Origin of the sequence: Caldisphaera sp. (assembly GCF_046536515.1) — an archaeon.
Lineage (GTDB): Archaea > Thermoproteota > Thermoprotei_A > Sulfolobales > Acidilobaceae > Caldisphaera.
Genome location: NZ_JAWDMQ010000005.1, coordinates 41153 through 50778, shown reverse-complemented (window position 1 = coordinate 50778; position 9626 = coordinate 41153). Strand labels below are relative to the sequence as shown.

Sequence of the window (9626 nt, the reverse complement as noted above, 5' to 3'; positions counted from 1 at the left end):
ATTAAAAATGGTGCCGCTATGCCTCGCAGGCATATGCCGCGGCCGGGATTTGAACCCGGGTCACGGGCTCGAAAGGCCCGCATACTGGGCCGGGCTATACTACCGCGGCACCATCCAGAAAGTAATGAAAAAAGGTTCTAAAATCTTTCTATTCTTAATCCATGAGAAAGATTTTTATCTATCCATAACTGTTTGCTTAAAGGCATGCAAAAACTTACAAAAATCCTTCTAATGTTTTAATAAATCTTATCTTTACAATATCCTTAACTAAAGGAATTGCAACATTATATATTGGAATATTTTGAAGAGTTGCATAAGCTGTTCCCTTATGCGCATGACCGTGAACTCCTACATCAGGTCTGGTCTCAATTATTATTTTTTCCATCTTAGAACTATATAATTCCCCATAAGAATAAGGATTCTCTCCTTTTAAAGTAAGCCTGGATAAAGCATAATGAGACAGCAATATTGTTTTCTGAGAAATTGTTTTAGCTTTAATTATCAATTCCTTAACCTTTATTACTCTTTTATTATAAATTTCTTCTATGTTGCTAATGTTTTTAATTTGCCATCTAGTAGGTTTATCTAAAGCTCCTGGAGTACCTATTACAGCAATAGAAATATTATCGCATGTATAAAGCTTGTAATCATCAACTATCCAATCTATATAAGAGTATTCACCCTTTAACTTATCCCATAGCTCGTTCCACTCATCGTTTCCAAAGGTTGCAACTATCTTAGAGTTTGGAAACTTATTAGCTATAGATTCAAAAACAGTTTTAGCCCCTTCAAATTTTCCTTTATCTATTATATCTCCAGCAAGGAGAAACAAACAAGGCTCTTCCTCAATTTTATCTAATGAATTTCTAAATATGTTAAAATAATGCGGATAATGAATGTCTGAAGATGCATATATTATTGGTATATTATTGGACCTCAGTACTGCAATATATCACCACCTTTCAGACTGCCCATCGGCCTTCATCGGTCCAATTATTAGTTGTTAATTTAGGTTTTTATCTTATTACTGGTTTTGCCCTTCTTTTTCTTCCTTTTTAACTTCTTGCTCTTTTTTCTCTTCTTCCTTAAACTCAACTTTTATATTTAAGTTTATTTCCTTAGGCTTTATATATTGATACAAATCTTTAGTCAACAATTGCATTTTTGACTCAAGGTCATTAACGCCTATTGTTTCTGATGGTAGATTTATGTTTATTTTTTCTTGGTCCCCATTTATCTCTACTTTGTTATTAGGTATACCTAGCCACCTTTCTACCAAATATTTTACTTTATCGCTAAAATCTTCTATTTTTTTAACTACCTCTAAGTCAATTAAAAGCTCCTTCCCTGCTAAAGGATGGTTAAAATCTATGTATGCAAACCTTTCCGCAATCCTTTCTATAACTCCAACCCTTCCACCTATTTCAACTTGTTGGCCTATTCTCAAAGGTACATTATATCTCTTTAATTGCTTTACAGGTATCCTTAATACTAAATCTTCCCTTCTTTCCCCATATGCTTTTGAAGGTTCTGCCTTTATTTCTTTCTTTTCTCCTACCTGCATTTCTTTTATTGCTTCATTAACTGCCTCTATTAACTGGCTTTTCCCAATAACAATCAAGTATGGACCGTATTTCTTATTAGCATCAAAAATTCCTGATTGCTTTGCAACATCTTCATATGTTGTCTCCTGAACTAAATACGTATCGCCGTTCTTTACCTTGATTGTGTAATTTATTAGCACGAAATCTCCATCATTAAATACCATCTTATCCACCTCTTCTTAAATACCAGCCCAAATCTTTTACTGGCTCAACTATTTTAATTCCTTTTTTCCTATTAATAACTTTACCTATACCCCATCCTATTGGCTCATCAATTTCATTTAAAACAACGCTTAATCCTATTTTAAATGATATAATGTTATCTTTAACTTCTTTTCCGTATAAGAATTGCTTTTCCCCCTTTTTATTTAATTTTATGCAATCTATTTCGTTATTGCATAGCCTGGAAACTCTTCTTAACAAAGTTAATCCAGGATAAAATTTACTATTTTTAATATAGCCTAAATAAAAACCAGTTGTATAAATAGATTCAAAGCTATTAATTATGCCTTCTAGCTGTATTGGTAAATCAAAAACATCATTATACTTTTCTCCATCAATTTTTAACTTTTTAGGATTTGAAACTATAGAAGAAATGCTTAAATTTAATTCTGAGGCAAAATTATTTAAAGCCTTTAAATCCTTATCATTTAAATTTACTAATTTTCCACCTTTCTTAGCTTGCATATAAAGAACCCCTCAGTCCCATGTCTATGAGGCCATAACCTAATGCAATTTTTTACCCTATCATCAAACCTAACTCCATTAAATTCTTCATATGCTTTATCTCCAATCGGAGAATCTATTTTAATAACATCGAGCTTTCCTTTATTTAATACCTTATCTATAACATACTCTCCTTCTTCAATTGCTGTTGTACATGCAGCGTAAGTAATTTCTCCATTAGGTTTAACAATATCTATTGCCTTGCTTAACAGCTCGTATTGCAATAAATGTATTTTTTTCATATCTTTTCTTTGTCTGCTCTTTTTCCTCTTAGGATCTTTTCTAATTATTCCCTCACCCGATGATGGGGAATCAAGTAAAATCATATCTGGATTCTTTATAGAGACTTTTCTTGCATCACCTTCTAAAATTACATAGCTTGAAAAGCCCATCCTTTGTAAATTTGATCTCAAAGCCTTTATCCTTTCTTTTTTTAATTCTACAGAAACTAATTTTACGCTATCCCTTGTTAATTGAAGTATTTGACTTGCCTTTCCGCCAGGGGCAGAAGCCATATCTAATATAAAGGAATTTTTTATTGGATTCATTAAATACACAACAAGCATAGATCCAGGGTCTTGTAAATAATAATATCCCATCAAATATTCATGAGTTGCACCAACATTATATGGAGACTCAATTATTTCATATCCATGAGGCAAAAAAGGTATTTTTTGTATTTTAAACCCTTTTCCTTTTAGCCTCTTCTCTAATTCATCACATGAAATTAAGAAATCATTACACCTTATAGTTTGAGGCATAGGTACATCATTAATTTCCAAAAGATCTACGACCTCTTCCCCTAATAATTTTATATATCTTTCTACTATGTAATCTGAATAGCCGTATTTTTCTGCTAAAACCTTTGCCTCATCGCTAATTTCATAGTTAAATATTTTATTTTCTTTTTCGGATTCGTTCAAACTAATACCCGATTAAACTTATAGTCTTGAGAGCTTTTTTATATTGTGGGGATATTTATGCTAGAAAATTACAACAGGCTAATATTTCCGGGAAGATTCCAACCATTGCATATAGGACATATAAAAGCAATAGAATATGCCTTAAAGCTTTCTAAAGAGGTAATAATTGTTGTAGGGTCTGCCCAAGAAAGCTATACAATAAAAAATCCTTTAACTGCAGGAGAAAGGATTGAAATTATAAAAAACGTTTTAAATAAAGAGTTTGGCTATGATTATTGCCAAAAAATCTATATTGTGCCTATAATGGATATAGAAATGAACAAAGTATGGGTTCAATACCTTAAAATGCTATTGCCAGAATTTGATGGAGTAGTGTCTGGAAATCCATTAGTCTTAAACTTATTTAAAGATATGGGCCTTAAAGCAATTATGCAGCCTATGTTCAATAGAAATTTGTGCAGCGGGACTAATATAAGAAACAACATAATTGAAGGTAATGATGAATGGAGAAAATGTATTCCTGATTATTTATATGAAATGCTGGAAAAATATGGCTTTACAGAAAGGCTAAAGTCTTTATCTAAGGGTGATTAAAAAAATTTAAGTCGGTAATCTTAACAATAATATGGTGAAAACTTATGGAAATTCAAGTTTTAGATGTACCGGTTCCTGAGGGGACAAATGTAATAATTGGAAGAAGCCACTTTATAAAAACTGTAGAGGATTTATATGAAACTATGGTTACAAGCTGTCCATCAGCCAAATTTGGAATTGCATTTTGTGAAGCGTCTGGAAAAAGGCTTATAAGATATGAGGGTAACGATAAAGATCTAACAAAACAAGCAATAGATACTTGCAATATAATTTCATCAGGGCATGTCTTTGTTATATATTTAAAGGATTCGTGGCCAATAAATGTACTAAATGCTATTAAATCTGTCCAAGAAGTAACATCAATATACGTTGCAACCTCTAACCCAGTTAAAATAGCAATTGTTGATTCAGGTGAAAGTAGGCTAGTTTTGGGTTTTTCAGACGGATTCAAACCGTTGGGAGTTGAAAAAGAAGAAGATAAAAAGGAGAGAAAGGATTTGCTTAGAAAATTCGGGTATAAGCTTTAGTAGATTAAAACAATAAAATTAATATATTATTATATAAAATTAACTGGGTACAAAAAATGGAAAGGCTTGCTATTGCAATAACTGGCATGCCGGGAAGCGGGAAAAGCATTGTAGCTGAGAAGATTGCAGAAAAGATTGATGCTGAACTATTTATCATGGGAGATTTGGTAAGAGAGGAGGCAAAGCGTAGAGGTATGGAATTAACAATTGAAAACATTGAAAACCTTGCTACTCAACTAAGAAAAGAATATGGAAAAACAGCTGTCGCTAAGCTTCTTTTAAAAAATTTGGAAAGCAAGAAAGAAAAATTCATAGTAATTGATGGTATAAGAGGAATTGAAGAACTAAAAGAATTAAAAGCAACGAACGATTTTGACATATGCCTTGTTTCCGTTCACGCATCTCCTTTAACCAGGTATAAAAGATTAAAAAATAGGAAAAGAGAAGGTAATGATATTTCATGGGAAGAATTTTCTTTTAGGGATAAGAAAAACCTAGAATATGGTATAGGCAATGTTATAGCAGTTTCTGATTTTATAATAATAAATGAATCCAATTTAAAAGAGCTAGAAGATAAAATAAACAAAGTAGTAGAGGTAATAGAAAGTGGGGAATGGAAAAATTATTGTAGAGGCGGAGCTGAGGCCTACTGAAGATGAAGAAAAGGTAATAAAAGCAATAAACAACGTATTTACTTATGAAAATATGGAAATAATGGATCAAGGAGAGTATAAAGTTATAAGGTGCTATTCAAATTCTTATAATTCCTTAAGGAAATTCCATGATTTGCTAAGAAAGCAAGCAATATTAGATGCTGCAAGATCATATTTTTTAAAAAGGGTAAGGGGTAATAAATTACAAATCCTTTTGCATAAACAAGCATTATATCAGGGAAAAGTTAGCTTCATTTCATGGGATGAAGAATCTCCTTTAGGACCAATAAAAATAACCATTGAATCTGATAATATCAATGAAGTTATAGATTGGCTATCCCCTCAAACTGTTAGAGGAAAACCTTTATGGGAAAGGGGCGTTCCAGATTAATAACTTATAAAAATTATAAGACAAATCTATATTTAGCCAGATCCCAGGTTAATATAGTATTTTTAAATTCTTCTTTTGCCTGCTTTTCAATTTCAATAGCTTCAAACCCTTCATACCTAGAGCTTACATGGGTTAATATTAACAAAGATGCCTTAGATTTTTTTGCTGATAAAGCAGCCCCCCTTCCTGTACTATGGTAAAACCTATCTGCTTCGTCTTGATAATCATCGGAAAAAGTAGATTCGTGAATTATTACATCGGAATCCTTTATGCAAGAAACTACACTATCGCAAGGTTTAGTATCTCCTGTATAGCTTAGCCTAAAAGGATTAATTTTAATTAACATTTGCTCATTATTTGATTCAAGATACTTTTCTATATCAGGCCCAGGACTAATGCCTTGTTTTTTCATCTCTTCAACATTTATTCTAGGCCTTAAAATCCATTCTAAAGTATAACAATAAGATTCCCTAGAATGGCATGAGGGATACCAATATATATTAAGTTTATCTCCTTTTTGATTAAAAAGTTCTAAAAAACCATTAGAGCTTATTTCATAAAGGTTTATACTAAAACCTAAGTTATCCCCTTCTACTTCAAGGGCTTCTTTAATAAACTTTATAACATCTTTTGGAGCAATAATGTTTAAAGGTATGTTTCTCGTATTCAAATACATAGATTGTAAAAGACCAGGTAAACCATTTATGTGATCACCATGACCATGAGTTATTGCTATAGTATTAATTCTCGTTAAAGGTATATCTGCTTGCCTTAATCTATGTTGGGATCCTTCTCCAACATCTAACAATATTATATTACCTAACCAATCTCTTATTACATATGATGCAGTAAACCTATTTTCACCAGGATATGCTCCTCCAGTTCCAAGTGTTGTGAGCTCAATCCATCTAGACATAGTTTTTCCCCATAATCTTATGATTTTCTTCGTTTGTTTCCATTAGATATTATAGATAATAATTTTAAAAACCTTAACTAGTATTTTTCTTTTTTCCAATCATAACCTTAAACTTATAATATTGTTTTTCCCAATCTATCTTAAAGCCTATCACACCTATTGCAATGAAAAGAGCTGTTAAAATTATAGCTACATCAGGCTTTGATATAGAAAACAAATAAGATGCTAAAGTAATTACCTTTAACTCTATAAATATTTCAATTGTTGTCTTAAAAAACTTTGCAATTAAAGTTATTAAAATCATTTTTAATAACGATATTTTAACTGCTCCTCCAGCTATATAAAGATAATCGTCAAAAGGCAAAATAGGTATAATAGATAATATAAATAGTGTTAATAAAATATATTTATCTGGTAAAGACAATAGCAATTTAACATTTTTATTCCTTAATAAAGGTTTTTTAAATAAGAAACCGAACAAATAAATAACTATTTTTGAAAGCACTGCCCCCAATGAAGCTAAAATTATGAGTTCCCAAAAATAACTATAATTAAGCTGAATTATTGCTGTTGCTGTTATTATTGTATAAGGGGGACCACCAAAAGGAATTGCATTAGATATAAAAGATATCCAAAAAACTAGCAATGTATAATAAAGAAAGGCATGATCCATAATCCAACTACTCGCTCAACCTGCTAACGGTTTCTACCTCTACATCTTCTACTCCTTCGACCCCTCTAATTAATGATTCCAGATCTTCTGTCCCTCCTTCAGTATTTTCAGGCATGGAAACCAATAATATTAATGCTTTTAATCCAAATGCAACAGGTTCTTCCTTGCTATCTATTATTTGGTAACCTGATGGAAGGGATTTTTGTATATCATTTTTAAGGTTATCTAATTTAATTTCAAGAGAATTGGGCATAACTTTTAACAAAACAGCAACTTTTGCCATAATATATCACCTAAGGTCCTATAAATCCGCAATTGGGACATTTATATTTCATACCTTGTTTTCTGCACTTATTACATCTCCAAATCAATGCTTTTCCGCAATTGGGGCAATAAAACGCTACTGCCTTTTCTCTTGGATGAATTATTTTACCACAACTAGTGCATATTGGGGGCTGAACTGTATCAAGCATATCTAATTTCTTTATTGCTGTGACTGACATCTCTTATTGCACCTCATTATATTCTAAAAACAGAGTTTTAAAACCTTGTTATCTTAAACAACTTCATATTATTAAAGTGAAAGCTTACTTAACCAGTTTTTAAAATACGAATTTTTTATTTAATTATAAACAATAAAATGTAAATAATGCTTTTTAAATTATTCAGAACCAGAAAAATTACTTTTTAAATCAATTTTATTTTTATTTAATCCTTTTTTAACAAAAATTATCCTAGACTTTCCAGGAATTTTTTGCATAATTTCATTTTCATCTAATGCAAGCATATATATCTTTTCCTTATCATCGAGCTTAGAAAATTCTGTTTTTAATTCCTCAGCTACCTCTTTTTGACTCTTTTCACCCGGTAAAATTTTTGCGTAAACTATGGACTTTTGTTTTATGTTTTCTTCATTGCCTGAAATTATTATTGGTATTCCTTCTTTAAATGCTACCCCAATATAAAGTTCTACATTAAAAGGCTTTAAAAAATTCTTTTTGCCATATATCATAAATGATCCTTTAGATAAATATTCTCCCGATGGTGGAGATTTTGAGACTTGGTTACCGTAAACCCAATAAACACCAATACTCCCCATACCTGCCTTCCAAGCTTTACTATAAGCAACAGCTAATATTGCTGCGTCATTAATATCATCATCTTTCACATCGTTATTATCAGTAAACAATACAACTGAAGGAGAACCATGAATATCTGCATGTATGTATATATCCTTATCATTCAAATATTTCTTTACTATGCTTTCATTTTGATCTGCATCTTTTCCCCCTATTGCTAAGAAATTATTTCTTGTTATTATCCAATGATATTTTTCATACCATTCTTTTCTCCTATTTTTTATTAAATTTTTAACTTTTTCAACTTCAATTTTCAATTCCAATTCGTTTAATCTTTTCATCATATCATCTATAGAGCTTATAGCCTTCTTAGACTTTGATTTAAGCTCTCCTGCTTCTTTATATAACCTTATAATTGTCTTATCTAAACTATCATCAAAATATACTTTTATCAATTCACCGTTAAAATCAATAATTGCGTATTTTTCTTTATTATCTATTTTTACTACATTTTTACAATTTTTATTATTTTTATTTATGCAATTAACTATTTCCTCTATTGCTGAATAATTCTGAGCAATTATTTGAGCATCTTTCTCTAATTTTTGTGATTCTTCAATATATTTTGATGAAAGGATTTTATTCTCTTCAATGCTATGCAATATTTTAGATTTCTCCTCCTCAATTTTTGTGTTAACAACTTCAGATACCATATTAAAATAATCATCTAATGCAATATCAAAGCTTTCATATTCTATCATTTTACCTCCACTTTCCAAAACGCTTTTCGACAAAAATGGCGTTGCTTGTATTGGCTTTTCATTAACAAAATAAACATAACCCTTACCTTCCAAGCTCATATCTATTAACTTTTTTACATTATTTATAATTTGTTCTATATTAACCTTATCAATGCTTAAAGGATTAGCTTCTTTTGATATGCCGGATAAATAAAGAGTTTCTTCAGCAACTTCTCCAGGAAGATTTAATCCCATAATTAACCCTCTTGCTATATCTTTATATTTAGATATGTTGTTTAAAATTTCCTCAAAGTTTAATTCCCAAGGTTTCTTTTCAATAATTTTAGGAAAAATATAGTTCATTTTTGTTTTTATTTCTCTGTCCTTAAACCTTAGATACTTCGTTGCACCTAAAATTTGATTTTCTTGATTAGTTAAAACTACAACACCCTTAGGTAAAATTTCAGCAAACAAATTTTCACTAGAAAAACCTATTTTTACAAACCTGTCAAATCCTATTTGTTCTACAGAATTAATTTTTTCATTTCTTATATACTTTCTCAAAAGCATAGCAAAAGGCTTATTTACAAATTCGCTTGAAGGCCTTATTCTTTTAGTAAAGTGAATTCTTGTTGAAGGCTCTATTAATAAAAAATCACTTATTTTTGTTTTTATCTTTAACAATACAAACCTTCCTTCATAATATGCATTATCCACTCTTTGCCCCAATATTAATTTTCCTGATGTGTTTACCCATGAATAAATATCAAATGAAGACATCGTTTTTCTTGCCATAATTT

General features: G+C 30.6%; 13 protein-coding genes and 1 tRNA gene. 4 read left to right on the top strand and 10 right to left on the bottom strand.

Annotated features, from left to right (window positions below; translation table 11 throughout):
• Positions 1 to 34: 34 nt before the first annotated feature.
• From RXO53_RS01735 to RXO53_RS01715, 5 genes are all read right to left on the bottom strand, one after another.
• Positions 35 to 109: transfer RNA gene (locus RXO53_RS01735), tRNA-Glu, on the bottom strand.
• A gap of 105 nt (positions 110 to 214) precedes the next feature.
• Positions 215 to 916 carry a metallophosphoesterase family protein gene (locus RXO53_RS01730; protein WP_410712553.1) on the bottom strand — a complete coding sequence of 234 codons (702 nt, stop codon included), beginning with the start codon at positions 914 to 916 and terminating at the stop codon, positions 215 to 217.
• 108 nt (positions 917 to 1024) lie between these two features.
• Positions 1025 to 1768: an FKBP-type peptidyl-prolyl cis-trans isomerase gene (locus RXO53_RS01725; RefSeq protein ID WP_410712550.1), complete on the bottom strand. Its 744-nt coding sequence runs from the start codon at positions 1766 to 1768 to the stop codon at positions 1025 to 1027.
• 1 nt (position 1769) lies between these two features.
• A complete protein-coding gene (locus tag RXO53_RS01720; RefSeq protein ID WP_410712549.1) occupies positions 1770 to 2291 on the bottom strand; it encodes a hypothetical protein in 522 nt (173 codons plus the stop codon).
• Positions 2264 to 3253: an RsmB/NOP family class I SAM-dependent RNA methyltransferase gene (locus tag RXO53_RS01715; protein WP_410712548.1), complete on the bottom strand. Its 990-nt coding sequence runs from the start codon at positions 3251 to 3253 to the stop codon at positions 2264 to 2266. The genes RXO53_RS01720 and RXO53_RS01715 overlap by 28 nt, the downstream gene beginning before the upstream one ends.
• Before the next feature lie 57 nt (positions 3254 to 3310).
• On the opposite strand from RXO53_RS01715, the gene RXO53_RS01710 reads away from it, so the two are divergent.
• Genes RXO53_RS01710 through RXO53_RS01695 form a run of 4 tightly spaced genes read left to right on the top strand, consistent with a single transcriptional unit; the run spans position 3311 to position 5418 of the window.
• A complete protein-coding gene (locus tag RXO53_RS01710) occupies positions 3311 to 3847 on the top strand; it encodes a nicotinamide-nucleotide adenylyltransferase (RefSeq protein WP_410712547.1) in 537 nt (178 codons plus the stop codon).
• Positions 3848 to 3891: 44 nt separating this feature from the next.
• On the top strand, positions 3892 to 4374 hold the full coding sequence (locus RXO53_RS01705; protein ID WP_410712546.1) for an adenosine-specific kinase: 483 nt from the start codon (positions 3892 to 3894) through the stop codon (positions 4372 to 4374).
• Positions 4375 to 4430: 56 nt separating this feature from the next.
• Positions 4431 to 5027, top strand: a complete 597-nt coding sequence (locus RXO53_RS01700) for an AAA family ATPase (protein WP_410712545.1) — start codon at positions 4431 to 4433, stop codon at positions 5025 to 5027.
• Complete coding sequence (locus RXO53_RS01695; protein WP_410712544.1) at positions 4981 to 5418, top strand: RNA-binding domain-containing protein; 438 nt, start codon at positions 4981 to 4983, stop codon at positions 5416 to 5418. The genes RXO53_RS01700 and RXO53_RS01695 overlap by 47 nt, the downstream gene beginning before the upstream one ends.
• A gap of 13 nt (positions 5419 to 5431) precedes the next feature.
• Here RXO53_RS01695 and RXO53_RS01690 read toward each other — a convergent pair whose 3' ends face one another.
• The 5 genes from RXO53_RS01690 to rqcH all read right to left on the bottom strand — a co-directional run bounded on the left by RXO53_RS01690 (position 5432) and on the right by rqcH (position 9621).
• Positions 5432 to 6334, bottom strand: coding sequence for a ribonuclease Z (locus RXO53_RS01690; RefSeq protein WP_410712543.1), 903 nt, complete (start codon positions 6332 to 6334; stop codon positions 5432 to 5434).
• Positions 6335 to 6407: 73 nt separating this feature from the next.
• The gene (locus tag RXO53_RS01685) at positions 6408 to 7007 is read right to left on the bottom strand and encodes a VTT domain-containing protein (protein ID WP_410712542.1); all 600 of its coding nucleotides are present in this window, start codon (positions 7005 to 7007) and stop codon (positions 6408 to 6410) included.
• 7 nt (positions 7008 to 7014) lie between these two features.
• The gene (locus RXO53_RS01680) at positions 7015 to 7290 is read right to left on the bottom strand and encodes an elongation factor 1-beta (protein WP_410712541.1); all 276 of its coding nucleotides are present in this window, start codon (positions 7288 to 7290) and stop codon (positions 7015 to 7017) included.
• A gap of 10 nt (positions 7291 to 7300) precedes the next feature.
• The gene (locus tag RXO53_RS01675; protein ID WP_410712540.1) at positions 7301 to 7510 is read right to left on the bottom strand and encodes a zinc finger domain-containing protein; all 210 of its coding nucleotides are present in this window, start codon (positions 7508 to 7510) and stop codon (positions 7301 to 7303) included.
• A gap of 158 nt (positions 7511 to 7668) precedes the next feature.
• Positions 7669 to 9621 carry a ribosome rescue protein RqcH gene (gene rqcH, locus RXO53_RS01670; protein ID WP_410712539.1) on the bottom strand — a complete coding sequence of 651 codons (1953 nt, stop codon included), beginning with the start codon at positions 9619 to 9621 and terminating at the stop codon, positions 7669 to 7671.
• Positions 9622 to 9626 lie beyond the last annotated feature (5 nt).

Bases quoted from the DNA above. Each gene is read 5' to 3' on its own strand.
- RXO53_RS01725 (WP_410712550.1), bottom strand. From the start codon at position 1,768: ATGGTATTTAATGATGGAGATTTCGTGCTAATAAATTACACAATCAAG.
- RXO53_RS01720 (WP_410712549.1), bottom strand. From the start codon at position 2,291: ATGCAAGCTAAGAAAGGTGGAAAATTAGTAAATTTAAATGATAAGGAT.
- RXO53_RS01710 (WP_410712547.1), top strand. From the start codon at position 3,311: ATGCTAGAAAATTACAACAGGCTAATATTTCCGGGAAGATTCCAACCA.
- RXO53_RS01705 (WP_410712546.1), top strand. From the start codon at position 3,892: ATGGAAATTCAAGTTTTAGATGTACCGGTTCCTGAGGGGACAAATGTA.
- RXO53_RS01700 (WP_410712545.1), top strand. From the start codon at position 4,431: ATGGAAAGGCTTGCTATTGCAATAACTGGCATGCCGGGAAGCGGGAAA.
- RXO53_RS01690 (WP_410712543.1), bottom strand. From the start codon at position 6,334: ATGTCTAGATGGATTGAGCTCACAACACTTGGAACTGGAGGAGCATAT.
- RXO53_RS01685 (WP_410712542.1), bottom strand. From the start codon at position 7,007: ATGGATCATGCCTTTCTTTATTATACATTGCTAGTTTTTTGGATATCT.
- RXO53_RS01680 (WP_410712541.1), bottom strand. From the start codon at position 7,290: ATGGCAAAAGTTGCTGTTTTGTTAAAAGTTATGCCCAATTCTCTTGAA.
- RXO53_RS01675 (WP_410712540.1), bottom strand. From the start codon at position 7,510: ATGTCAGTCACAGCAATAAAGAAATTAGATATGCTTGATACAGTTCAG.
- rqcH (WP_410712539.1), bottom strand. From the start codon at position 9,621: ATGGCAAGAAAAACGATGTCTTCATTTGATATTTATTCATGGGTAAAC.